The sequence below is a fragment of the Pinisolibacter aquiterrae genome, from assembly GCF_019160155.1.
Lineage (GTDB): Bacteria > Pseudomonadota > Alphaproteobacteria > Rhizobiales > Ancalomicrobiaceae > Pinisolibacter > Pinisolibacter aquiterrae.
Genome location: NZ_JAFNIH010000027.1, coordinates 13,412 through 36,252, shown reverse-complemented (window position 1 = coordinate 36,252; position 22,841 = coordinate 13,412). Strand labels below are relative to the sequence as shown.

Sequence of the window (22,841 nt, the reverse complement as noted above, 5' to 3'; positions counted from 1 at the left end):
GCCCCGGGGAGGTCGAGGAGGGTTTCGGTTCCATCTTGATGTTCTATTTTTGTTCTTTTCGGAGACGGAGTCAATCCGACCCGCGCCGAGGTCGTCGACGAGGGCCTCGCGCCTCATGTGTCCTGTCGAAAACTCCGGCGCTCTCGCCGGCGGCGCCGTGCCGAACGGCGCGAGGCGGGGCGCAGGCCCGCCACACGGGATCCGGTCCCTCGGCCGGAACGGGACGGCACGAGGCCGGGGCGACATCCGCCGCCCCGGCCTCTCTCGCGTCAGGCCTTGCGCGTGACGAACCGCGTCTCGAGATAGGCGTCCACCGCCTCCGAGCCGCCCTCGGTGCCGTAGCCGGAATCCTTGATGCCGCCGAACGGCACCTCCGGCAGGGCGAGACCGAGGTGGTTGATCGAGACCATCCCGCTCTCCACCTCGCGGCCGATCCGGCTCGCCGCCGTGTCCGACCCGGTGAAGGCATAGGCGGCGAGGCCGAAGGGCAGACGGTTCGCCTCCGCGATCGCTTCGCCGAGATCTCCGAAGCGGTTGATCACCGCGACCGGCCCGAACGGTTCCTCGTTCATGATCCGCGCGGCGAGCGGCACGTCGGCGAGCACCGTCGGCTCGTAGAAATAACCGCGATTGCCGAGCCGCCGGCCGCCGGTCTCGAGACGCGCGCCCGCCGCGACGGCGTCGTCGACCAGCGCCTGGAGCGCCGGAATGCGCCGCTCGTTGGCGAGCGGCCCCATGTCGGTCGCCTCGTCGAGACCGTGGCCCACCCTCACCTTCTGCGCCGCCGCCGTGAAACGCTCGACGAAGCGGTCGGCGATCGGCGCCTCGATCAGGAAGCGGGTCGGCGACACGCAGACCTGCCCGGCGTTGCGGAACTTGTAGGTCGCCATCGTCGCGACCACCGCCTCGACGTCGGCGTCGGCGGTGACGATCACCGGCGCATGACCGCCGAGCTCCATCGTCGCCCGCTTCATGTGCGCCCCGGCCAGCGCCGCCAGTTGCTTGCCGACCGGCGTCGAGCCGGTGAAGGAGATCTTGCGGATCACCGGATGCGGGATCAGATATTCGGAGATCACGGCGGGCACGCCGTAGACGAGATTGACGACGCCGGCCGGAACCCCCGCGTCGGCGAAGCAGCGGATCAACGCCGCCGGCGAGGCCGGGGTCTCCTCCGGTCCCTTGACGATGATCGAGCAGCCGGTGGCGAGCGCCGCCGACAGTTTGCGGACCACCTGATTGATCGGGAAGTTCCACGGCGTGAAGGCCGCGACCGGCCCGACCGGGACCTTGACCGCCATCTGCAGGACGTCCGGCCGGCGCGGCGGGATGATCTGCCCATAGGTCCGGCGCGCCTCCTCGGCGAACCAGTCGACCACGTCGGCCCCCGCCAGAACCTCGCCGCGCGCCTGAGCGAGCGGCTTGCCCTGTTCGCGTGTCAGCGCCGTCGCGATCTCGTCGGCGCGCTCGCGCAGGAGATCGGCGGCGCGGCGCATGATCCGGCTGCGATCGTGGGCGGAGGTCACCCGCCAGACCTCGAAGCCGCGCGCGACGGCGGCGAGCGCCTCGTCGAGATCCGCGGCTTCCGCCCAGGCGACGGTGCCGATCCGATCTTCCGTCGCGGGGTCGAGGACGGGGAGGGTCTTGCCCGACAGGGCCGGCCGCCACCGACCGTCGATGAACAGCTCCACATCCGGATAATCGACCATCTCTTCGCCTTTCGCTTCTTTTCCGATCGCGGGCGTGCCGCCCGTTCAGAGGAGGTAGGCACGCGGGACGTATTTGTAGGGCACCCGGCGCAGATCGCCAGGGGCCGGTCCCGGTGATTCGATCTCGATCATCGCACCGCACAGGGGTTCGAAGGAGGCCCTGAAGTGATTCTTCGCCTTGACGAGGAAGAGGTCGACCTCGCCCAGATCGACGCCGTGCAGCCGGCACCAGGCGGGATCGTTGACGCTCTGGCAGCTCTCCGTGACGACGATCCGGAGATCGCCGCGCGCGAGCACCGCCGTCCGCCCGAGCGACACCGGCAGACCGTGCGCCATCGGCCCCTCGTTGCGGAAACGCCCGTCGGTGAGTTTCACGACCCGCCCCGCGAAGGGCACGGGAGCGCCGTAGTCCGGCATGATGCGCCCGCCGAGCGGCGCCTCGATCGCCGCCCCCTCGCCGAGCGCGAAGGCGCGCGCCACCAGTTCCGGATCGAAGAAGAACGAGAAGACCGCGCGCCGCGTCGAGCCGCCGTCGAGGAAGGCGCGGAGGAGCCCGGTCGTGTCGCCGATCCCGCCCGACAACGGATTGTCGGCGGTGTCGATGATCGCGATCGGCCCCTTCGTCCCGGCGGCGAGCAAGGCTTCCGCCCGCGTCAATCCTTCCGCCGCCGGCGTGACCGGCGCGCGGAAGGCCTCCCGCCGCGCCATCATCGCGTCGTGCATCGCCTTCAACGGCGCCGCGACGTCGGCGCTCGCCTCCGCCGTGATCGTCGCGAGCCCCGAGGAATGGGGACTGTCGGCATAGGTGAAGGAGCAGAAGAAGGTCGCGTCGTCGATCGCCGGATCGGCGGTGAGCGCCTCGCCGATCTCGACCAGCTCGCGCATCGGTCCCGACGCCGTCCGCATCATGTGGCTGAGCGGCAGCATCGGCACCGGCGACATGTGGACCCGGTGCCGGCGCCCCTCGCGCAGCTCGCTCATCAGCATGGCGAGCGCCCGCTCGCCGGTCTCGCGCATGTCGACGTGCGGATAGGTGTGATAGCCGGTGAGGATCTGCACGATCCCGGCGATCTCCGGGTTCAGACAGGCGTGCATGTCGCAGGAGATCGCGATCGGAACCTCCGGCCCGACCCGGGCGCGGATCCGCCGCAGGAGATCGGTGTCCGGCGAGACCGACTCGGTCGAGAGCGTCGCGCCGTGGAGCGAGAGATAGACGCCGTCGAAAGGCCCCTCGCCGAGATGCTCGACGATCAGGTCGTGGATCGCCCGCATGTCCGCTTCCACGGTCAGCCCGCCGGGCGGTGCCGCCGTGCACAGGGAATAGCGCACCTCCACGTCCGCCGCGCCGTCGGCGAGAGCGACCACCGCGCCGATCTCCGTCGCCGTGCCGCGATAGAAGGCCTCGGCCTCCCCACCGATCGACCACTCCCGCCGCCGGAAGTCGGCGAGCGTCGTGAGAAGCGGCGTGAAGCTGTGCGCCTCGTGCCAGAGCCGGGCCACCGCGATCCGGAAGCGCTCGTTCATCGAAGGTCTCCTGTCTCGCCGCCCGCCGCCGAACCCCTCGGCGACGCGCGGCCGTCTCCGCGCCGGGTCCTCGGCGCGGCGCCGCCGTCGTCATCATCGTCATCGATGCGAAACGAATGTTTCATGTTTTATGATTGAAATCCATTTGGCTTATGATATTAGATATTGAAATGAATGTTTCAAGCGGTTTCACGAGCGGAACGATGGATGGGTTCGACCATGTCGTGATCGGGGCGGGCAGCGCGGGGTGTGTCGTCGCCGATCGCCTGTCCGCCGACGGCCGCCGCCGCGTCCTCCTGCTCGAGGCCGGAGGCGAGGCGCGCCGCCTGAAGGTCGCCGTCCCCGTCGGCTATCTCTACACGCTCGGCGACCCCGCCTACGACTGGTGTTCGAGGACCGAGGCCGAGGCCGGGCTCGACGGGCGCGCGCTCGCCTATCCGCGCGGCCGGATCCTCGGCGGCTCCTCGGCGATCAACGGCATGATCTACATTCGCGGGCAGGCCGCCGACTACGACGGCTGGCGCGACGCGGGATGCCTCGGCTGGGGATGGGACGACGTCCTCCCGCTCTTCCGCGCGACCGAGGATCACCACGCCGGCGAGAGCCGCCACCACGGCACCGGCGGCGGCCTCCGGGTCGAGCGCTCGCGCGTGCGTTGGCCGGTGCTCGACGCCTATATGAGGGCCGCGATCGAGGAGGGCCTGCCCTTCCGCGCCGACTTCAACGGCGGCGACAACGAGGGCGCCGGCCATTTCGAGGTCACTCAGCGCCGTGGCGTCCGCTGTTCGACCGAGGCCGGCTTCCTGCGCCGGGCCCGCCGCCGCCCCAATCTCGAGGTGCGAACCGGCGTCGAGGTGACCCGCCTGATCGTCGAGGACGGACGCGTCGTCGGCTGCGCCTATGTGAAGGACGGCCGGGAGACCACCGTCGCGGCCGCCGGAGAGGTCGTGCTCTGCGCCGGCGCGATCGGGTCGCCGCTGCTTCTGGAGCGCTCGGGCATCGGCGACGCCGCCCGGCTCGCCGCCGCCGGCGTGACGCCGATCCTCGATCGTCCCGCCGTCGGCGAGAACCTGCAGGACCACCTGCAGATGCGCGTCTCCTTCCGCCTCGGAGGCATCGGTTCGCTGAACGAGAAGGCCTCCTCGCTCTTCGGGCGGGCGGCGATGGCGATCGAATATGCCCTGCGCCGCTCCGGCCCCCTCTCCATGACGCCGAGCCAGGTCGGCATCTTCGCCCGGTCCGGCCCGAACGTCTCCCGCCCCGACCTGCAGTTCCACGTCCAACCGATCTCGATGACGAAGGTGCCGGGCGAGCTCGATCCGTTCCCGGCGCTGTCGGCCTCCGTCTGCAACCTGCGCCCCGAGGCGCGCGGCAGCGTCCACCTCGCCGCCGACGGCGCGAGGCCGGAGATCCGGCCGAACTATCTCTCCACCGAGGGCGATCGGGCGGTGGCGGCCGCCGGCATCCGCCTCGCCCGCCGCATCGCCGCCCGGCCGTCCTTCGCCGCCCACGTCGTCGAGGAGGTCGCGCCCGGCGCCGCCGTCTCCGACGAGGCCTCGCTGCGGGCGGCGGCGGCGCGCATGGGCACCACCATCTTCCACCCGGTCGGCACCTGCCGCATGGGCGCCGACGAGGGAAGCGTCGTCGACCCCCGCCTGCGGCTGCGCGGCCTCACCGGCCTCCGGATCGTCGACGCCTCGATCATGCCGACGATCGTCTCCGGCAACACCAACGCGGCGACCGTGATGATCGCCGAGAAGGGGGCGCGGCTGATGCTCGAAGACACCCGGTGACGCCCCGTCGACCCGGCCTGCCGTTTCGCCCCTCGCGACTCCTTCTTCCGAAAGACCGTCCATGAGCCACCTGATGCACCGCAATCTGCGGCAACCCCTCGCCACCGCCGTGCGCGCCGAGGGCATCTACATCTACGACGCCGAGGGACGGGCCTACATCGACGCCTGCGGCGGCGCCGCCGTCTCCTGCCTCGGCCATGGACACCCCCGCATCCGCGAGGCGATCCTGCGCCAGCTCGATACGATCGCCTACGCCCACACCAGTTTCTTCACCACCGAGGCGGCGGAGCGACTGGCCGACCGTCTCGTCGCCGACGCCCCGCCCGGCATCGGCCACGCCATCATCCTGAACGGCGGCTCCGAGGCCGTCGAGACGGCGCTGAAGATGGCGCGTCAGTACCACGTCGAGCGCGGCGAACCGCAGCGCGACGTCGTCATCGCCCGCCGCCAGAGCTATCACGGCAACACCCTCGGCGCGCTCGCGACCGGCGGCAACGAGGGCCGGCGCCGAACCTTCCGCCCCCTGCTGATCGAGACCCGCCACATCGGCCCCTGCTTCGCCTATCGCCACATGCGGCCGGGCGAGAGCGAGGCCGACTATGCCGCCCGCGCCGCCCGGGAACTCGAGGACGAGATCCTGAGCGTCGGTCCGGACCGGGTGATCGCCTTCGTCGCCGAGACCGTGGTCGGGGCGACCGCCGGGGCGGTGCCGCCGGTCGGCGACTATTTCAAGCGCATCCGCGCGATCTGCGATCGTTTCGGGGTGCTGCTGATCCTCGACGAGGTGATGAGCGGCATGGGCCGCACCGGCACCCTGCACGCCTGCGAGCAGGAGGGCATCGCCCCCGACATCGAGGTGATCGGCAAGGGCCTCGGCGCCGGCTACGAGCCGGTCAGCGCCGTCCTCGTCGCCGACCGGGTCTACGAGGCCTTCGCCAACGGCTCGGGCGCCTTCTCGCACGGCCACACCTACATGGGTCACCCGGTCGCCGCCGCCGCCGCCCTCGCCGTCCAGGAGGCGATCGCCGAGGACGACCTCCTCGCCGCCGTCCGCCGGCGGGGCGACCACCTGCGCCGCACGCTCGAGGCCCGCTTCGGCAACTCGCCTCACGTCGGCGACATTCGCGGACGCGGCCTCTTCCTCGGCCTCGAACTGGTCCAGGATCGCGGCAGCTGCGAGCCCTTCGACCCGTCCCTGCAACTGCACGCCCGCCTGAAGCAGACCGCCCTGCGCAAGGGTCTGATGATCTACCCCTCCGGCGGTACCATCGACGGCACGCGCGGCGACCACATCCTGCTCGCCCCGCCCTTCATCCTCACCGAGGACCAATCCGACGAGATCGTAAGACGTCTCGAGGAGACCATCGACGAAGTCATCCGCGCACTCTGACCCCTCGCCACGGAGGCAAGACGATCATGTTCGAACTACACAGACGCCGTCTGCTCGCACTGACCGCCGGTCTCGCGACCGCCACCTTCGGCTTCGCCGCGGTGCCCGAGGCGAGCGCCGCCGAGAAGACGCTGACGGCCGTCATGAGCGGCAATCTGAAGGCGCTCGACCCGTCGATCTCCACCGCGCAGATCACCCGCACCCACGGCTTCATGGTCTACGATACCCTGCTCGGCATGGACGCGCAGTACCGGCCCCAGCCGCAGATGGCCGACGTCACCGTCTCCGACGACAGGCTGACCTATCACTTCAAACTCCGCGACGGTCTGAAGTGGCACGACGGCACCCCGGTCGGCGCCGAGGACTGCATCGCCTCGCTGAAGCGCTGGTCGCGCTACGACGCCGCCGCCTCGCGGCTCTTCGAGCAGGTCGCGAGCCTCGAGGCGACCTCGCCGACCTCCTTCGACATCAAGCTGAGCGCCCCCTTCGGCCAGATCCTGGCGCTGCTCGCCAAGCCCTCGCCGATCCCCCCCTTCATGATGCCGAAGCGGCTCGCCGAGACGCCGAAGGGCCAGCAGCTGCCCGAGCAGATCGGCTCCGGTCCGTTCAAGTTCGTCGCCGCCGAATTCCGCCCCGGCGACAAGGTCGTCTACGTCAGGAACACCGACTACGTCCCGCGCAAGGAACCCGCGAGCTGGACCGCCGGCGGCAAGGTGGTGAACGTCGACAAGGTGGTCTGGCAGTCGATGCCCGACATGCAGACGACGATGAACGCCCTGCAGAACGGCGACGTCGACTTCGTCGAACAGGTCCCGCTCGACCTCCTGCCGGTGATCGAGGCCATGCCCGACGTCGCCGTCGGCAAGGTGAGGCCGCTCGGCATGCAGGTCGTCGCCCGCATGAACCACACGCTGCCGCCCTTCGACAATCTCGACGTCCGCCGCGCCGCCATGCTCGTGCTCGATCAGGAAGAACTGATGCAGGCGGCGATCGGCGACCCGAAATACTATCATCTCTGCACCTCGATCTACGGCTGCACCGTCCCGCTCGCCTCCGACGCCGGCAAGGACTGGCTGTTCGGCGCCGGCCGCAAGGAGAAGGCCAGGGCGCTCCTGAAGGCGTCCGGCTACGACGGCACCCCCGTCGTCATACTGCAGCAGACCGAACTCGACGCCTTCAAGCCGCAGCCCCTTCTCGCCGCCCAGCGGATGCGCGAGATCGGCTTCAACGTCGAGGTCCAGTCGATGGACTGGCAGACCCATCTCCAGCGCCAGTACAGCCGCGCGCCCGTGGCCGAGGGCGGTTGGAACATGATCTTCTCCGCCTGGGGCATCACCGGCATCTGGGACCCGCTCGCCTCCACCGTCATCGACGCGAGCGCCTCCAATCAGGCCTGGTCGGGCTGGCCGAAGGATCCCGAACTCGAGAAGCTGCGCAAGGCCTTCTCCGTCGAAACCGATCCGGCGACGCAGAAGACGATCGCCGAGAAGGTCCAGGCCCGAGTGCTCGAGCAGGTCAACTACGTCCCGCTCGGCGAATACGACATTCTCGCCGCCTGGAACAAACGCGTCGCGAACCTGCCGGAGGGCCCGTTGACCCTCTTCTGGGGCGCGACCAAGAAGGACTGACGCCACCACGAGACCCGGCGCCGTCCGCGACGGCACCGGGGCCCGCGAGGCTTCGCGCCCACCCGACGCCCCCCACCCGAGGGAAAGAGCATGATGTTGCGGTTTTTCGTCTGGCGGTTGGCGTCGGCGGTGCCGGTGGTGGCGATCATCGCCGTGATCGCCTTCGGCCTCCTGCATCTGACGCCCGGAGACCCCGCCCGGATCGTCCTCGGCGAGAATGCCACCGCCGAGAACCTCGCCGCCGTGCGCACGGCGATGGGCCTCGACCTGCCCCTGCCGGTCCAGTTCGGCCATTGGCTCTGGGGCATCCTCCACGGCGACCTCGGCGTCTCCATGATCTCGCGCGCGCCGGTCTCGCGCCTGATCGGCCAACGCATCGGTCCGACGGTGGCCCTCGCCCTCTGCGCCATGACCGTCACGATCGCGGTGGCTCTGCCGCTCGGCGTCCTCGCCGCCTGGAAGCGCGGCGCGCTGGTCGACCGCGCCGTCCTCGCCCTCTCGGTGCTCGGCTTCTCGGTTCCGGTCTTCGTGCTCGGCTACGTCCTGATCGGCACTTTCGCGGTCGATCTCAGATGGTTCGCCGCCCAGGGCTATCGCAGCCCCGCCGACGGCCTCGTCCCGTTCCTGCGCCACATGACGCTGCCGGCGATCACCCTCGCCTCGACCTATGTCGCGCTGATCGCCCGCATGACCCGCGCCTCGATGGTGGAGGTGCTCGACGAGGACTACATCCGCACCGCCCGCGCCAAGGGCCTCGCCGAGCCGCGCGTCCTCTTCCGCCACGCGCTCAGGAACGCCGCCGTGCCGATCATCACCGTGGTCGGTTCGGGTTTCGCGATGATGGTCTCCGGCGTCGTCATCACCGAGAGCGTCTTCAACATTCCCGGCATCGGCCGACTGGTCGTCGATTCCGTGCTGTCGCGCGACTACGCCCTGATCCAGGCCCTGATCCTGCTCACCGGCGTGCTCTATGTCGTGATCAACCTGCTCATCGACCTCGCCTATGCGCTGACCGATCCGAGGATCCGCTACCAATGAGCAGCCCCCGCCTCACCGCCCCCTCGTGGAGCCGCCTCGTCCGGGAGCTCGGGTCGCATCGGCCGCATTGGCTGACCGGCCTCGCGATCGCCGTGCTCGTCGCGCTCGTCCTCGCAGCCCTCCTCGCCCCGCTTCTCTCGGCGCACGATCCCGTCACCATGGTGCCGTCCGAGCGGCTGCGCCCGCCCTCGCCCGACCACCTCCTCGGCACCGACGCGATGGGGCGCGACCTCTGGGCCCGTGTCCTCTGGGGCGCGCGCATCTCGCTCGTCGTCGGCGCCGGCGCCACGCTCGGCGCCGTCGTGATCGGCCTGCCGCTCGGCCTCGTCTCGGGCTATTTCCGAAGGCTCGATCCCTTCGTCATGCGCGTCATGGACGGGTTGATGGCCATTCCCGGCATCCTGCTCGCGGTGGCGCTGATCGCCATCGTGCGGCCGTCGCTGACGACCGTCATGATCGCCATCCTGATCCCCGAGATCCCCTCCGTGGTCCGGCTGGTGCGCGCCCGCGTCCTCTCCGCCCGCGAGGAACCCTATGTCGAGGCCGCCCGGCTCCTCGGCACCGGCGGGGCGAAGATGCTCTGGCGCCACCTGCTGCCGAACACGGTGGCGCCGCTGGTGGTCCAGGCCGCCCATGTCTTCGCGGCGGCGATCCTGACCGAATCCGCCTTGTCCTTCCTCGGCGTCGGCATCGGCACCGAGACCCCCTCCTGGGGCAACGTGATGGCCGACGGGCGGCTCTATTTCTCGATCAAGCCGGCGCTGATCTTCTGGCCGGCGGCCGCCCTCACCCTCACCATCCTCTCCATCAACATCGTCGGCGACGCCCTGCGCGATGCGCTCGATCCCAAGACCAGCAAGGGAAAGGGCTGAGCCATGACGCCGACGACGACCTCGCTCCTGCGCATCCGCGACCTGCGCCTCGCCACCCTCGGCCCCGCGCGCAAGGAACTGCTGCACGGCATCGACCTCGACATCCGACCGCGGGAGACGCTCTGTCTCGTCGGCGAATCCGGATCGGGCAAATCGCTCACCTCGCTCGCCGTGATGGGGCTCCTGCCGCCGCGCGAACTCGCGGTGACCGGCGGCGAGATCCGGCTCGACGGCGAGGACCTCCTCGCCGCCTCGCCGCGCCGCCTCCGGGCGCTGCGCGCCACCCGGATGGCGATGATCTTCCAGGAGCCGATGACCGCGCTGAACCCGCTGATGCGCGTCGGCGATCAGCTCGACGAGGTCTTCGCCGTCCACACCACCCTCGATCGCCGCGAGCGCCGGCGGCGGGTGATCGCCGCGCTCGAGGACGTGCACCTGCCCGACCCCGAGAAACTCGCCCTGCGCTTCCCCCATCAGCTCTCCGGCGGCCAGCGCCAGCGCATCATGATCGCCATGGCGCTCGCCCTGGAGCCGAAGCTCCTCATCGCCGACGAGCCGACCACCGCCCTCGACGTCACCACCCAGGCGCAGATCCTCAAGCTGATCGAGGAGCTTCAGGAGCGTCACGGCACCGCCGTCCTCTTCATCACCCACGACATGGGCGTCGTCGCCGACATCGCCGATCGCGTGCTGGTGCTACGCCACGGCTCCCCGGTCGAGGAGGGCGAGACCCGCCGCGTCGTCGGCGCCCCCACCGCCGACTACACCCGCGAACTCCTCGCCGCCGTGCCGACGCTCGATCCGCGCCCGGCGCGCGCGCCCTCGTCGGCCACGCCGGTGCTCGCCGTCGAGGGCCTCTGCAAGACCTTCGGCGGCGGCGCGCACGCGGTGAAGGCCCTGCACGACGTCGGCTTCGCGCTCCGGCCCGGACGCACCCTCGGCGTCGTCGGCGAGAGCGGCTCCGGCAAGTCGACGCTCGCGCGCTGCGTCATGGGCCTCGAGACGGTGAGTTCCGGCGTCGTCCGCATCGACGGGACGGACGTGCGGCAGCTCGACAAGGCCGCCCGCCGCCGCCACGCGACTCGCCTGCAGATGGTGTTCCAGGACCCCAACCGCTCGCTCGATCCCCGCCGCACGGTGCTCCAGAGCGTCGTCGAGGGCGCCCTCAACTTCGGCGTGGACAAACGAACCGCGGCGGAGAAGGCGGCCGCCCTGATCGAGACGGTGGGGCTGCCGCGCGCCTCCCTCGACCGCTATCCCCATCAGTTCTCGGGCGGTCAGCGGCAGCGCATCGCCATCGCCCGGGCGCTGATGATGGATCCGGAAGTGATCGTCGCCGACGAGGCGGTCTCCGCCCTCGACGTCTCGGTCCAGGCCCAGGTTCTCGACCTCCTGATGTCGCTTCAGGCGAAGTTCGGTCTGGCGATCCTCTTCATCACCCACGATCTCCGCGTCGCCGCGCGCCTCTGCGACGACGTCCTCGTCATGCGGCGCGGTGTGGCGGTGGAGAGCGGGCCGGCCGAACGGGTCCTGACCCGGCCGGCGGACGACTACACCCGCCGCCTCCTCGACGCGGCGCCGGGACGATCGCTCGACCAGGCCGCCCGGCTCCGCGCCGCCGAGGCGTCGATCCCCGCCGCGCCGCCGGGTCCGTGAGGGGGCGGCCCCTCGAACTCCCCTCCTTCCCCGGCGGGGGTCGGCACGACTGGCCTTCGCACCCCCCACCGACTAGGCTCTCCGACAGGCAGGCCGAGTACCGCGACATGATCGACGCCCATCCGCTTCACGAAGAAATCGTCTCCCGTTTCGCCGAAATGTCGCCGCAGTTGCAGGCCGCCGCCCGCTTCGTGCTCGAGAATCCGCGCGACGTCGCCCTCCTCTCGATGCGCGATCAGGCGCGCCTCGCCGGCATCGCCCCGGCGACCATGACGCGCCTCGCGCAGTTCCTCGGCATGGCCGGCTACGACGAGCTGCGCGCGCGCTTTCACGACGCGATCCGCGAGCAGGACAATTCCTTCGCCGAGAAGGCGCGCCTGCAGATCCAGAATCAGGCGCTCGAAGGCGACGTCGCGCTCGCCTCCCGCATGTTCGCCAAGCTCGCCCACCAGATCGAGAGCCTGTCGCGTCTCGACGTGCTGCAATCCGTCGCCCGCGCCGCCGATCTCCTCGCCGACGCCCGCCGCATCTACTGCCTCGGGCGGCGCTCGTGCCATCCGGTGCTCTGGCAGTTCAACTACATGATGTCGCTGCTCGGCGAGCGCGCCACGCTCCTCGACGGCGCCGGCGGCACCGGGACCGACGGTCTCGCCCACGCCCGCGCGGGCGACGTTCTCTTCGTCATGACGATCGACCCCTACGCCCGCGAGACCCTCGAGATCTGCGACTACGCCCACGCGCGCGGCCTCAAGATCCTCGCCATCACCGACAGCGAGGTCGCCCCCGTCCGCGACATCGCCGACGTCGCCATCTTCGCACCGACCGACAGTCTCACCTTCTTCCACGTGGTGACCCCGGGCTTCGCCCTCGCCGAGGTTCTCGCCAGCATGCTCGCCGGCCGCGCCGAGATGCGGGCACCGGAGATGCTGCGCGAGACCGACGACCACCTCCGCGCCCTCGACACCTACGTCGCTCCCTCCCGCCGCCGCCGCGACTGACCGGCACTCTCCCGGAGTTCCGTTCCGGCGCGGCCGTCTCTGCTGTCATCGAGCGGTTTCGATTGACAATCGAGACGGGGACGCGCCCTCGACGAGGCGGACGATCATCGAACGCGGCGTGGCGCATGCGAATTCTCGTGGCGAAAGACATGGACGGCATGCGCTGCGCCGTGGCCGCCGCGCTCGAGAGCGAGGACCACGAGATGGTCGAGAAGGGCCTGGCGATCACGGGCGGCAGCGCCGGACACCACCGCTCCGAGCGGCTCGACCTGACCCGGCGCGGCCGGGCGTTGCTCGACGAGGATCCGCTCCTGGCGGTCGACGCGAACCTGAAACGCCTCGCCCCCGACGACCTCTTCCTCCTCTCGAACGTCCTCGGCCGGATCATCGCGACGCTCCATCCGCGCGACGAGGAGACCGGCGCGCCCGGCCTCGAGGCCGTCTTCGACGACGCGGACGACGTCAGACGCTGACTTCCGCCTCGTCCGAGGGCGGCTCGAAGACGAGCGACACGGCCGTCCCCCGCCCCGGCGTCGAGACGATGCCGAGACCGAGGCCGTTCCCCTCGCCGACTGGACGGGTGGTGACCCCCGGCTGGTCGAGACGCGCCCGCGTCTCCGCGTCCATGCCCGCGCCGTCGACGCGCACCGCGAGGCGGATGCCGGCCCCCTCGCGCGAAAGCGGGATCTCGACGAGACCACCGCCGGCGCGGGCATGGACCGCGTTCGACACCAGATTGGAGAGGAGTCGATAGGCCTCGGAGAGCGGCACCACCGGACCGCCGGTCTCCGCGATCCGAGGCCTCGGCCCGGCAGCGGCCGTCGACCAGCGGCGACGGCTCGGCGGCGATCTCGCGGACCGCCTCCGACGACGGCGCCTTCAGGCCGAAGTCGCGCGCGGTGGCGAGGAAGCGGGCGACGACGGTGCTCGCCCGTTCGCCGGCCCGTGTGACGTTGTCGAGATGGCGGCGGCCGGCCTCGTCGTCGGTCAGCCGGTCGCGCACGCGGCGCGACAGGTTGATGATCGGATGCAGGAGGTTGTTGACGTCGACGTCCTCGACGCCTTCATCGGTCATCCCGAGTTCCGCGCGCTCGAGGCGTGCAACGCCCAGGAGCCGGTCCAGCGCATCCGTTGGGCGACGGCGGTCTTCACCGCCGTGATGGCGCGCGACGCCCTCGCCACGATGATCACGACGGCGATCGTCGCCGCCCTGGTGACGGTCGCGGACATGGGCTACGTCGCCAACGTCGGCGCGACCCTCGCCGGGGGGGGATCGCGGCGGCGGTCTTCGGCGCGCTCGCCGGCCTCCTCGCCGCGCCGTCTCCTCTCCGGTCCCTTCGCCCCCGGACGACCGATCGACCTCCTCCGCCATGCGGACGACCCGAGCCGAGTGAAGATCGCCCGAGGACAGCGCGCCCCTCGACCTCGACACGGGCACCTCCTTCGCGCGAAGGAACGAACATCGTACGAATACATGAAATAGAATTCACAGAATTACTTTTTATACATGAATATAGAGCGATTTAGAACTCCATGATAGAAACACATTATGTCCCGATAAGAATATTTTATCGACTTTTTGTTTGTAAAGACGACACATTCGTGAGATGTTCGGGCAAGGCTCCGTTGGAGAGGCGCCATGAACTACGGCTTCACGATGGCCCTCGACGGGTCTCATACCTTTCTCGCCCATCGCTTCGACGACAGAGACGTCACCTCGAGGGACGAGCCGGTGGCGATCGAGATGCCCGTGGCGCTGATCTTCGCCGGGCGTTCCTTCGCGGTGATGTTGGCGACGCCGACCGATCTGGCCGATTTCGCCTGCGGTTTCGCGCTGACCGAAGGCGTCGTCGAGGACGTCGACGAGATCGAGTCCATCGAAATCCGCCGGCTCGAACGCGGCGTCGAGGTGCGGGTCGAGATCCCGCCCGATCGCGCCCTGGCGCTCGACGGGCGCCGCCGGTCGCTGGCCGGACGGACCGGCTGCGGCCTGTGCGGCGTCGATCGCTTCTCCGAGGCGTTGCGTCCGGTCGCGGCGGTGGGCGGCGACGCGGCGGTGACGCCGGCCGCGCTCCACCGCGCCGTCGTCGACCTGCCCCGCCACCAGCTCCTGAACGCCCGCGTCGGCTCGGTCCACGCCGCCGCCTTCGCCGACGCGAACGGCGAGATCCTCCTGACCCGGGAGGACGTCGGACGCCACAACGCGCTCGACAAGCTGATCGGCGCTCTGCGCGCCCGGTCGATCGACTCGCGCCACGGCTTCGTGCTGGTGTCGAGCCGCTGTTCCTACGAGATGGTGCACAAGACCGCCTCGGCCGGCATCGGGCTCATCGCCGCCGTCTCGGCGCCGACCTCGCTCGCCGTCGAACTCGCCGACAAGGTGCGGGTCGGCCTCGCCGGCTATGCCCGCCAGGGCCGCTTCACCATCTACGCCCGGCCCGAACGCATCGCCACGGCCTGAGACCCCACCCGCCACGTCGAATCCCGAGACGTCGGACCTCCCCTCGGGTCGCGGCCGACCGGCCGGCGCCGTTCGGACGCGCCGTCGGCTCGATGGAACCCGATTCCCCGCTCGGGGCCGCCGGCCCCGTTCCCGTGTCTCTCCCGGCCCCGGCGCGGCGGTGATCGAAGGATCAGCCGCCGGTGCTCCACATCGCCCGATCGACGCCGCCGAGATCGGGGCGGGTCACGTCGAAGACGTGGCCTTTCGGCTTGCGCGCGATCGCCGCGGCGATCGCCTCCCGCAAGGGTTCGTCGCTCGCGGTCGAGCGCAGCAGCGGCTTCAGATCGACGCCGTCGGCGCGTCCGAGACAGGTCGCCAGACGCCCGTCCGCCGTGACCCGCACGCGATTGCAGTCCTGACAGAAACCGTGGCTCATCGGCGTGATGAAGCCGAGCCGCCCGCCGGTCTCCTCGACCTGGACGTAACGAGCCGGTCCATGGCTGCGGCCGGGGAGATCGACCAGTGTCCAACGCCGCTCGAGAGCGGCGCGGATGCGCGAGAGCGGCACGTAACGGCGCGAGGTGTCCCGGTTCGCCCGCCCGATCGGCATCGCCTCGATCAGGGCGATGTTCATGTCGCGGTGATGCGCGAAGAGCACCAGATCCTCGATCGCCTCGTCGTTGAGGCCGGCCATGACCACCGCGTTGAGACGAATGCCGAGCCCGGCCGCCCGCGCCGCCTCGAGGCCCCGCAACACGTCCCAAAGGCGCCCGCCCCGGGTCACCCCGGCGAAGACCTCGGCGTCGAGCGTGTCGAGCGAGACGTTGACCCGCCGCACGCCGGCATCGAAGAGCGCGGCGGCGTGCTCGGCGAGCAGCGAGCCGTTGGTGGTGAGCGTGATCTCGTCGAGATCGCCGGCGACGATGTGGCGCGACAGCGACTTCGCCAGACCGACGAGGCCCCGCCGGGCGAGCGGTTCGCCGCCGGTCAGGCGCAGACGCCGGACGCCGCCCGCGACGAAGATCGTCGCCAGCCGGTCGATCTCCTCGAGCGAGAGCAGCTCGCGTTTCGGCAGGAAGACCGGCGTCTCGCCCATGCAATAGGCGCAACGGTAGTTGCAGCGATCGGTCACCGAGACGCGGAGATAATCGATGTGCCGGTCGAAACCGTCGACATAGGACGTGGCCGGCGCGGGAGCGGGTGCGAGAGGGGTCATGGGTCGAGATCTCGGGAACCGAACGTCGCGGGGAAGAGCGGCACGGGGGCCGAGCCCCCGCGCCTTTCGCCTCATTCGGCCGGCCGGGTGGCCGACTTCGACGCGAGCGGGGTGAGGCCGCCGAGGCCCTTGCGATAGATGAGCCAATAGATGACGCCGACGAAGCCCGCGCCGCCGACGATGTTGCCGAGGGTCGCCGGGATCAGGTTGTGGGCGATGTTCGGCAGCGTGATCACCGAGACGTCGAGGCCGGCCGGCACGTGGCCGGTCTGGACCAGGACATAGGCGAAGGGCAGGAACATCATGTTGGCGACGCAGTGCTCGAAACCGGCGGCGACGAACGCGGCGACCGGCAGGATCATGCCCGCCATCTTGTCGGCGACCGAGCGGCCGGCATAGGCGAGCCACACCGCGAGGCAGACCAGGATGTTGCACATGATGCCCTTGAAGAAGATCGTCACGGCGTCGGGCGAGAGCTTGCCGATCGCGAGCTTCAACATGCCCGCTCCGACCTGACCGCCGTTGAGATCGGCGAAATGCGCCATGACCAGCAGGAATACGAGACCGAGCGCGCCGATCAGATTGCCGAACCAGACGATGGTCCAGTTCTTCAGCACCTCGCCGGTGGAGATCTGGCGATTGGCCCAGGCCATCACCAGGAGGCAGTTGCCGGTGAAGAGTTCGGCGCCGCCGATCATGACGAGCGCCAGACCGAGCGAGAAGGCGATGCCGCCGAGGAAGCGCTGCGCCGCGAAGCCCATGGTGGGATCGCCGAGAATGATGCCGAAGAACATGCCGCCGAGCCCGATCGAGCCGCCGGCGACCACCGCCAGCACCAGTTCCGGCAGGAACGGCATGCGCGCCTTCTTGACGCCGAGCTTCTCGACCTTGTCCTGGATCTCGGCCGGGGAATAGGCGTCCGAACCGAAGATTTCGGACTTCTGTGACGGATGGTCGGCCATGTTCGGCTCCCTGAATTCGTAGGAGGGCTGGATCTCGGACCGCGTCGCCCCCGAGGCGCGCCGCGGCCTTCGGTGTCTTCAGGCGACGGCGGGCAGCTCGGCCGGATCCTCTCCGGCCAGGAGGCGCCGATGCAGCTCGGCGACGGCGGCGCGGACCGCCGGCGTCATGTCCTCGTAGAAGGCCACCCGCGCCGGCTGGACGCCGACGAAGACGACCTCGCGCACGCTCTCCTCGAGCGAGGCGACGAGGAAATCGAGAGGAATGGCATGCGTGTCGATCAGGAACCGATCGGCGACGAGGCCGGGATCGATGCGCCGGACCGATCCCGGCGCGAGCCCCATCTCGGCGGCGTCGACGAGCAGGACGCGGTCGGGACGCGCCGCCCGCACCAGGTGGGTGACGTTCTCCGGCGCGGACCCGCCGTCGATCACCGACCATCCGGCGGCCGGCGTCGTCTCGAGCAGATCCGCCAGCAGCGGCCCCGCTCCGTCGTCCCCCATCAGCGTGTTGCCGACGGTGAGAACCATGTCGGTCATTGGAGCCTCCGTCCCATCAGATAGACCGCCGGTTCCGCCTCGATCGCGGCGAGCGCCGCGCCGAGACGCTCGACGATCGCCGCCGCCTCCGCGTCGAGCGTCGGCCGCGCCTCGGCGAAGGCGGAGAAGAGCAGGCGCGTATGGGTCCGGTCCACCATGATCTCGCCGAAACGCTTCACGCCTTCGAGTTTCCGCCGCGCCTCGCCGGCGGGAAGCCCGTCGAGAAGCCGGTCGAAGACCGCGTCGTCGACCCTCAGCATCGGCCGGAAACAGTCGAAGACCCCGACGTGATGGCCGATGGCGAGCGCGTGGTAGACGACTTCCTTCGCCGTCTCGGGAATGTCCTCGGCGCGTTCGAGGAACTTGTCGCGCAACTGGTAGAAGACGACCTCGGTCATGGCCTGGCCCTCTCCGCCGCGATGCGCACGACCCCGCCGAGCGCCTCCAGGATCTCCCGGGCGCGCGGATCGTCGGTCGAGCGCAGGATGCGATCGAGCCGTCCGTCGAGACCCTGCCCGTCGGGCGTCTCGAGCGCGGTCAGGAAGGTCTCGGCGAGATCGCCGCCCTGGCGATAGCCGGCCATGCGCCGCGCCTCGCGCTCGATCAGGACGCGCAGATCGTAGGGCACCGTCGGATGGGCGATCACCACCCGCTCGTTGTCGCCCTCGACATGGGTCTCCTCCTTCAGCTTCTGCCCGAGCAGGCCGAGCGCCACGGCGAAACCGTAGATCGTCGCTCCCGGCGAGGGCGGACAGCCGGGGATGTAGACGTCGACCGGCACGATCTGGTCGGTGCCGCCCCAGACGCAATAGAGATCGTGGAAGATGCCGCCGGAGACGCCGCAGGCGCCGTAGGAGACGACGATCTTCGGGTCGGGCGCCGCCTCGTAGGCCCGGAACGCCGGCATCCGCATCGAGCGCGTCACCGCGCCGGTGAAGAGCAGGATGTCGGCGTGGCGCGGTGAGGCGACCACCTTGATGCCGAAACGTTCGGCGTCGAACAACGGCGTGATGGCGGCGAAGATCTCGATCTCGCAACCGTTGCAGCCGCCGCAATCGACCCGGTAGACGTAGGCCGAACGCCGGATGTCCTTCAGAAGGGAGGACTTCATGCGCTGGACGTCGACCGGCGTGTCGATCTTGCCGATGCCGGCGGCGGGCGCGAACTGAGTATCGGAGGGCAGACGGCTCATCGACGGGTCTCCTCGATCCGGCGGCCGACGCCGAGCTTCTCGAGCTGGTCGACGTCGTGCAGGCGTTTGCAGGAGGGGCAGGTGGCGACGAGACGACGGCGCTGGGCCGCGTCCTCGGCGCCGGGGGCGGTCGCCTCGATCAGATCCTGGACATAGGCGACCTCCTTGGCGACGGCGAAGGGCGTGTCGCAGACCTCGCAGCGCGCGAGCCGGAACACCGCCCTGCGGGTGAGATCCTCACGCCGGGCGACGGCCAGTTCGAACTCGGTCGAGAGCCGGATCGCGTCGGTCGGGCAGACCTCCTCGCACCGGCCGCAGAAGACGCAGCGCCCGTAGTCGATCGACCACGTGCGGGTCGCCGCCTGGACGTCGGTCGTCATGCCGATCGCATTGGCCGGACAGGCGATGGTGCAGGCGGCACAGGCGATGCAACGCTCCGCCTCGTGCTCGGGCTTGCCGCGCATGTCCTTTTCGACGGGAAGCGGCGCGAACGGATATTTGACGGTCGCCTCGCCGGTTCGGAAGATTTCCTTGAGGAGCTTGAACATCTCTTCTCCCCCTCACTTCAGCGGCGACGCGGTGCGGTCGCGGCAATAACGTTCCATCTCCTTGTAGGGGACGGTCTTCTGGGTCGCCTTCTTGACGTCGACGACGGTGACCCGGTCGGTGCAGGAGTAGCAGGGGTCGATCGACGCGACGATCAGCGGCGCGTCGGAGACGGTGTTGCCGCGCAGCATGTAGCGCAGCACCGGCCAGTTGGCGTAGGTCGAGGCCCGGCAACGCCAGCGCCAGAGCTTCTGATTGTCGCCGGTCATCGACCAATGGATGTCCTCGCCGCGCGGCGCCTCGGTGAAGCCGAGCGCGAACTTGTGCGGCTTGTAGGTGAAGTCCTCGGTGAGGATCGGCCCACGCGGCGTGTCGGTCAGCAGCTTCTCGATGATGGCGATGCTGTCGTAGACCTCCTGCGCGCGCACCACCGTGCGGGCGAGCACGTCGCAGCCCTCGCCGACGTTGATGCCGAGATCGACCATCTCGTAACCGCCGAAGGCATGCAGCACCCGCGTGTCGCGGCGGTGGCCGGAACCGCGCACCAGCGGGCCGACCGGCGAATAGTCGCGCGCCACCTGCGGGTCGAGCCGGCCGACGCCCTTGACGCGGCCCTCGACGTTGGCGGTCGACATCAGCATGTCGACGAGCCGGGTCACGTCGTCGCGCAGTTCGACGAGCGCGGCGAGCGTGCGGGTCTTCTGCTCGCCGAGAATGTCGCGACGCACGCCGCCGATCAGGTTGATCGCATAGGTCTTGCGGCTGCCGGTCAGCATCTCCGCGAGCATCATCGCCTTCTCGCGAATGCGGAAGAACTGCATGAAGCCGGTGTCGAAGCCGACGAAGTGACAGGCGAGGCCGAGGTTGAGGAGATGACTGTGCAGCCGCTCGGTCTCGAGCAGGACCGCCCGCACCGCCTGGCCGCGCAGGGGAACCTCGATGCCGAGCGCGTTCTCGACCGAGTTGGCATAGGCGACCGAATGGGCATAGCCGCAGATGCCGCAGACGCGATCGGCGAGGAAGGTGACCTCGTCGTAACCCATGCGGGTCTCCGCCACCTTCTCCATGCCGCGGTGGACGTAGAAGAGCCGGTAGTCGGCGTCGATGATGTCCTCGCCGTCGACGAAGAGACGGAAATGGCCGGGCTCGTCGGAGGTGATGTGCAGCGGCCCGAGCGGGACGACCGTCGTCTCCTCCTTCGCGTCGTTGACGAAGGCGTAGGTCTCGTCGTCCCCGGTCGGGGCGGGACGGAAGCGATAGTCCATCGCGTCCTTGCGCAGGGGGTGGAGACCCTCGGGCCAGTCGTCGGGCAGGACGAGACGGCGCTCGTCGGGCAGACCGATCGGCCTCAGCCCGTACATGTCGCGCACCTCGCGCTCGCCCCAGACACAGGCGGGCACCTTCGGCGTGACCGAGGGAAACTCCTCCTTGCCTTCGGGGACGGCGGCGTGGACGACGAAATAGCAGCGGTCCTCCTCCTCCATGGAGAGGACGTAGTAGAGGCCGAAGCTGCCGTTGAGGGCGCGTTCGTCGTTGCCGACGACCACCGACAGCCAACCGCCGCGCTGGTAGTAGAGATAGGCGACCGCCTCGGGCAGCGATCCGAGCTTCACGGTGACGGTGATCTGGTCGGCCGTCTGCCGGCTCTCCTCGATCACCGCATGCGGCAGCACCGCGCGCAGCGCCTCGACGTGCGACGCTCCGACGGGGGCCTTCTTCGTGGCTTTGAAGGGGGCGTTCATGGGAAAACTCCGTTTGAGGCGTGCGGTCACGAGCGGGGCGCGGCCGGCGCGGCGAGACGAGCGATCGGTTCGGCCTTCTGCCAGGGCGCGGCGATCGGCGTGGCGCGGTCGGCGCCGACGACGACCGCGGTCGCGTCCTCGATCAGGCGCGCGACCGGCCGCGGCACGGCGACGCCCATCACCACGACGAGCGCGACCAGCACGCCCATCGGCGCGAGCGCCCGCCAGCCGACGTCGCCGACGCCGATCCGTTCCGGCGCCTTGCCGAGCACCGAACCGGAGACGATCTGCACGAAGGCGGCGACGGTGACGGTGAGGAGCAGGACGACGAGCCCGGTGACGACCCAGTGGCCCGAGGCGATGCCGGCGCCGAGGATCAGGAACTCGCTGACGAAGAGGTTGAAGGGCGGGAACCCGGCCAGCGCCAGCGATCCGATCATCATCATCACCCCGGACGCCGGCGCGACACGCAGGAGCCCCTTCACCTCGCCGAGATCGCGGGTGCCGTACTTCATCAGCACGTTGCCGGAGCCGCAGAAGATCAGCGCCTTGGCGAGACTGTGGTTGACGGCGTGCAGGATCGCCGCGCCGATGCCGAGCGGGCCGCCGAAGCCGAGGGCGAGGGCGATCAGGCCGATGTGCTCGACCGACGAATAGGCGAGCTTCCGCTTCAGATCCTTCTGCACGTAGAGGAGGAACGAGGCGACCGCGACCGAGGCGAAGCCGAGGATCATCAGGAGGATCTGCGGGAAGTCGGCGCCGACCGCGCGGGTGGTGAGGATCAGATAGCGGATCACCACGAAGAGGGCGCACTTCAGCAGCACCGCCGAGAGCAGCGCCGAGACCGGGCTCGGGGCTTCCGAGTGGGCGTCCGGCAGCCAGGCGTGCATCGGGAAGAGGCCGGCCTTGGTGCCGAAGCCGATCAGCACGAAGACGAAGGCGATCTTCACCAGCATCGGGTCGAGCGCGCTCGCGTGGGCCGCGAGGTTGGTCCACAGGATCGCGCCCTCGTGGTCGGCGAGCACGCTGGCGCCGTCGGCATAGGTGAGCACGGTGCCGTAGAGCCCGAAGGCGACGCCGACGGTGCCGATGATCACGTATTTCCACGCCGCCTCGAGGCTCGGCCGCTTGCCGTAGAGCCCGACCAGGAAGGCCGAGCCGAGCGTCGTCGCCTCCACCGCCACCCACATCATCACGATGTTGTTCGAGGTGACCACGAGCAGCATGGTGAAGAGGAAGAGGTGGAAGAAGACGTGGAAGATCTTGTGGCCGCGCGGTCCGATCTCGCCGTGTTCGAGATCGTGACGGACGTAGCCCCAGGCATAGAGCCCGGTGAGCAGCCCGATCAGGCCGATGAGCGCGACGAAGACGGCGGCGAGCGGGTCGACGTAGAGCCAGCCGCCGAGCGCCGAGACGTCGGTTCCGCGCGCCACCTCGACGACCAGCGCCAGGACGACGGCCGAGAGCGCGGCGATCGCCCCGAGATGAAGGGTTTCGGTGCGGCGGGTGGTCCCGTCGCGCGCCGGTAGGAGGGCGATGCCGATCGCCGCGACGAGCGGGACGGCGAGTGCGAGCAATGGGAGGACGGAGGGCACCAT

The 22,841-nt window shown here is 69.9% G+C and carries 21 protein-coding genes; 10 read left to right on the top strand and 11 right to left on the bottom strand.

Annotation, left to right across the window (positions count from 1 at the left end; translation table 11 throughout):
• Positions 1 to 269 precede the first annotated feature (269 nt).
• Complete coding sequence (locus J3S89_RS11090) at positions 270 to 1,706, bottom strand: NAD-dependent succinate-semialdehyde dehydrogenase (protein WP_217927610.1); 1,437 nt, start codon at positions 1,704 to 1,706, stop codon at positions 270 to 272.
• 45 nt (positions 1,707 to 1,751) lie between these two features.
• The gene (locus J3S89_RS11085) at positions 1,752 to 3,230 is read right to left on the bottom strand and encodes a M81 family metallopeptidase (RefSeq protein ID WP_217927609.1); all 1,479 of its coding nucleotides are present in this window, start codon (positions 3,228 to 3,230) and stop codon (positions 1,752 to 1,754) included.
• Positions 3,231 to 3,433: 203 nt separating this feature from the next.
• On the opposite strand from J3S89_RS11085, the gene J3S89_RS11080 reads away from it, so the two are divergent.
• The 8 genes from J3S89_RS11080 to J3S89_RS11045 all read left to right on the top strand — a co-directional run bounded on the left by J3S89_RS11080 (position 3,434) and on the right by J3S89_RS11045 (position 13,078).
• On the top strand, positions 3,434 to 5,023 hold the full coding sequence (locus tag J3S89_RS11080; RefSeq protein ID WP_217927608.1) for a GMC family oxidoreductase: 1,590 nt from the start codon (positions 3,434 to 3,436) through the stop codon (positions 5,021 to 5,023).
• Between the two features lie 61 nt (positions 5,024 to 5,084).
• Positions 5,085 to 6,413: an aspartate aminotransferase family protein gene (locus tag J3S89_RS11075; RefSeq protein WP_217927607.1), complete on the top strand. Its 1,329-nt coding sequence runs from the start codon at positions 5,085 to 5,087 to the stop codon at positions 6,411 to 6,413.
• Positions 6,414 to 6,439: 26 nt separating this feature from the next.
• Complete coding sequence (locus J3S89_RS11070) at positions 6,440 to 8,041, top strand: ABC transporter substrate-binding protein (protein ID WP_217927606.1); 1,602 nt, start codon at positions 6,440 to 6,442, stop codon at positions 8,039 to 8,041.
• 93 nt (positions 8,042 to 8,134) lie between these two features.
• Positions 8,135 to 9,079 (top strand): ABC transporter permease, encoded by a 945-nt coding sequence (locus J3S89_RS11065; RefSeq protein ID WP_217927755.1) that lies wholly within the window; start codon positions 8,135 to 8,137, stop codon positions 9,077 to 9,079.
• Positions 9,076 to 9,951, top strand: a complete 876-nt coding sequence (locus J3S89_RS11060) for an ABC transporter permease (protein ID WP_217927605.1) — start codon at positions 9,076 to 9,078, stop codon at positions 9,949 to 9,951. The genes J3S89_RS11065 and J3S89_RS11060 overlap by 4 nt, the downstream gene beginning before the upstream one ends.
• A gap of 3 nt (positions 9,952 to 9,954) precedes the next feature.
• Positions 9,955 to 11,607 (top strand): dipeptide ABC transporter ATP-binding protein, encoded by a 1,653-nt coding sequence (locus J3S89_RS11055; protein ID WP_217927604.1) that lies wholly within the window; start codon positions 9,955 to 9,957, stop codon positions 11,605 to 11,607.
• Between the two features lie 107 nt (positions 11,608 to 11,714).
• Positions 11,715 to 12,605 carry a MurR/RpiR family transcriptional regulator gene (locus J3S89_RS11050; protein WP_230488880.1) on the top strand — a complete coding sequence of 297 codons (891 nt, stop codon included), beginning with the start codon at positions 11,715 to 11,717 and terminating at the stop codon, positions 12,603 to 12,605.
• A gap of 125 nt (positions 12,606 to 12,730) precedes the next feature.
• Positions 12,731 to 13,078, top strand: coding sequence for a hypothetical protein (locus tag J3S89_RS11045; protein ID WP_217927603.1), 348 nt, complete (start codon positions 12,731 to 12,733; stop codon positions 13,076 to 13,078).
• On the opposite strand, the gene J3S89_RS11040 is transcribed toward J3S89_RS11045, so the two are convergent.
• Entirely contained in the window at positions 13,068 to 13,379 is a 312-nt protein-coding gene (locus J3S89_RS11040) for an ATP-binding protein (protein ID WP_217927602.1), read from the bottom strand. The two genes, J3S89_RS11045 and J3S89_RS11040, sit on opposite strands and share 11 nt — an antisense overlap.
• Before the next feature lie 253 nt (positions 13,380 to 13,632).
• On the opposite strand from J3S89_RS11040, the gene J3S89_RS11035 reads away from it, so the two are divergent.
• Positions 13,633 to 14,088: a hypothetical protein gene (locus J3S89_RS11035; protein ID WP_217927601.1), complete on the top strand. Its 456-nt coding sequence runs from the start codon at positions 13,633 to 13,635 to the stop codon at positions 14,086 to 14,088.
• A 156-nt stretch (positions 14,089 to 14,244) separates the two neighbouring features.
• A complete protein-coding gene (gene fdhD / locus J3S89_RS11030) occupies positions 14,245 to 15,066 on the top strand; it encodes a formate dehydrogenase accessory sulfurtransferase FdhD (RefSeq protein ID WP_217927600.1) in 822 nt (273 codons plus the stop codon).
• Positions 15,067 to 15,238: 172 nt separating this feature from the next.
• On the opposite strand, the gene moaA is transcribed toward fdhD, so the two are convergent.
• The 8 genes from moaA to J3S89_RS10990 all read right to left on the bottom strand — a co-directional run bounded on the left by moaA (position 15,239) and on the right by J3S89_RS10990 (position 22,841).
• A complete protein-coding gene (gene moaA / locus J3S89_RS11025; RefSeq protein ID WP_217927599.1) occupies positions 15,239 to 16,264 on the bottom strand; it encodes a GTP 3',8-cyclase MoaA in 1,026 nt (341 codons plus the stop codon).
• A gap of 71 nt (positions 16,265 to 16,335) precedes the next feature.
• A complete protein-coding gene (locus tag J3S89_RS11020) occupies positions 16,336 to 17,226 on the bottom strand; it encodes a formate/nitrite transporter family protein (protein WP_217927598.1) in 891 nt (296 codons plus the stop codon).
• 78 nt (positions 17,227 to 17,304) lie between these two features.
• On the bottom strand, positions 17,305 to 17,763 hold the full coding sequence (gene hycI, locus J3S89_RS11015) for a hydrogenase maturation peptidase HycI (RefSeq protein WP_217927597.1): 459 nt from the start codon (positions 17,761 to 17,763) through the stop codon (positions 17,305 to 17,307).
• Complete coding sequence (gene hycH / locus J3S89_RS11010; protein WP_217927596.1) at positions 17,760 to 18,161, bottom strand: formate hydrogenlyase maturation protein HycH; 402 nt, start codon at positions 18,159 to 18,161, stop codon at positions 17,760 to 17,762. Before hycH ends, hycI begins: the two co-directional genes overlap by 4 nt.
• The gene (locus J3S89_RS11005; RefSeq protein WP_217927595.1) at positions 18,158 to 18,955 is read right to left on the bottom strand and encodes an NADH-quinone oxidoreductase subunit B family protein; all 798 of its coding nucleotides are present in this window, start codon (positions 18,953 to 18,955) and stop codon (positions 18,158 to 18,160) included. The genes hycH and J3S89_RS11005 overlap by 4 nt, the downstream gene beginning before the upstream one ends.
• Complete coding sequence (locus J3S89_RS11000) at positions 18,952 to 19,503, bottom strand: formate hydrogenlyase complex iron-sulfur subunit (protein ID WP_217927594.1); 552 nt, start codon at positions 19,501 to 19,503, stop codon at positions 18,952 to 18,954. Before J3S89_RS11000 ends, J3S89_RS11005 begins: the two co-directional genes overlap by 4 nt.
• Before the next feature lie 12 nt (positions 19,504 to 19,515).
• Positions 19,516 to 21,243, bottom strand: coding sequence for a hydrogenase large subunit (locus J3S89_RS10995; protein ID WP_217927593.1), 1,728 nt, complete (start codon positions 21,241 to 21,243; stop codon positions 19,516 to 19,518).
• Positions 21,244 to 21,269: 26 nt separating this feature from the next.
• The gene (locus J3S89_RS10990; RefSeq protein WP_217927592.1) at positions 21,270 to 22,841 is read right to left on the bottom strand and encodes a hydrogenase 4 subunit F; all 1,572 of its coding nucleotides are present in this window, start codon (positions 22,839 to 22,841) and stop codon (positions 21,270 to 21,272) included.

What these genes read in the sequence shown, in the direction of transcription:
- J3S89_RS11090 (WP_217927610.1), bottom strand. Translation starts at nt 1,706, where the DNA reads ATGGTCGATTATCCGGATGTGGAGCTGTTCATCGACGGTCGGTGGCGG.
- J3S89_RS11085 (WP_217927609.1), bottom strand. Translation starts at nt 3,230, where the DNA reads ATGAACGAGCGCTTCCGGATCGCGGTGGCCCGGCTCTGGCACGAGGCG.
- J3S89_RS11080 (WP_217927608.1), top strand. Translation starts at nt 3,434, where the DNA reads ATGGATGGGTTCGACCATGTCGTGATCGGGGCGGGCAGCGCGGGGTGT.
- J3S89_RS11075 (WP_217927607.1), top strand. Translation starts at nt 5,085, where the DNA reads ATGAGCCACCTGATGCACCGCAATCTGCGGCAACCCCTCGCCACCGCC.
- J3S89_RS11070 (WP_217927606.1), top strand. Translation starts at nt 6,440, where the DNA reads ATGTTCGAACTACACAGACGCCGTCTGCTCGCACTGACCGCCGGTCTC.
- J3S89_RS11065 (WP_217927755.1), top strand. Translation starts at nt 8,135, where the DNA reads ATGTTGCGGTTTTTCGTCTGGCGGTTGGCGTCGGCGGTGCCGGTGGTG.
- J3S89_RS11060 (WP_217927605.1), top strand. Translation starts at nt 9,076, where the DNA reads ATGAGCAGCCCCCGCCTCACCGCCCCCTCGTGGAGCCGCCTCGTCCGG.
- J3S89_RS11055 (WP_217927604.1), top strand. Translation starts at nt 9,955, where the DNA reads ATGACGCCGACGACGACCTCGCTCCTGCGCATCCGCGACCTGCGCCTC.
- J3S89_RS11050 (WP_230488880.1), top strand. Translation starts at nt 11,715, where the DNA reads ATGATCGACGCCCATCCGCTTCACGAAGAAATCGTCTCCCGTTTCGCC.
- J3S89_RS11045 (WP_217927603.1), top strand. Translation starts at nt 12,731, where the DNA reads ATGCGAATTCTCGTGGCGAAAGACATGGACGGCATGCGCTGCGCCGTG.
- J3S89_RS11035 (WP_217927601.1), top strand. Translation starts at nt 13,633, where the DNA reads ATGCAGGAGGTTGTTGACGTCGACGTCCTCGACGCCTTCATCGGTCAT.
- fdhD (WP_217927600.1), top strand. Translation starts at nt 14,245, where the DNA reads ATGAACTACGGCTTCACGATGGCCCTCGACGGGTCTCATACCTTTCTC.
- moaA (WP_217927599.1), bottom strand. Translation starts at nt 16,264, where the DNA reads ATGACCCCTCTCGCACCCGCTCCCGCGCCGGCCACGTCCTATGTCGAC.
- J3S89_RS11020 (WP_217927598.1), bottom strand. Translation starts at nt 17,226, where the DNA reads ATGGCCGACCATCCGTCACAGAAGTCCGAAATCTTCGGTTCGGACGCC.
- hycI (WP_217927597.1), bottom strand. Translation starts at nt 17,763, where the DNA reads ATGACCGACATGGTTCTCACCGTCGGCAACACGCTGATGGGGGACGAC.
- hycH (WP_217927596.1), bottom strand. Translation starts at nt 18,161, where the DNA reads ATGACCGAGGTCGTCTTCTACCAGTTGCGCGACAAGTTCCTCGAACGC.
- J3S89_RS11005 (WP_217927595.1), bottom strand. Translation starts at nt 18,955, where the DNA reads ATGAGCCGTCTGCCCTCCGATACTCAGTTCGCGCCCGCCGCCGGCATC.
- J3S89_RS11000 (WP_217927594.1), bottom strand. Translation starts at nt 19,503, where the DNA reads ATGTTCAAGCTCCTCAAGGAAATCTTCCGAACCGGCGAGGCGACCGTC.
- J3S89_RS10995 (WP_217927593.1), bottom strand. Translation starts at nt 21,243, where the DNA reads ATGAACGCCCCCTTCAAAGCCACGAAGAAGGCCCCCGTCGGAGCGTCG.
- J3S89_RS10990 (WP_217927592.1), bottom strand. Translation starts at nt 22,841, where the DNA reads ATGGTGCCCTCCGTCCTCCCATTGCTCGCACTCGCCGTCCCGCTCGTC.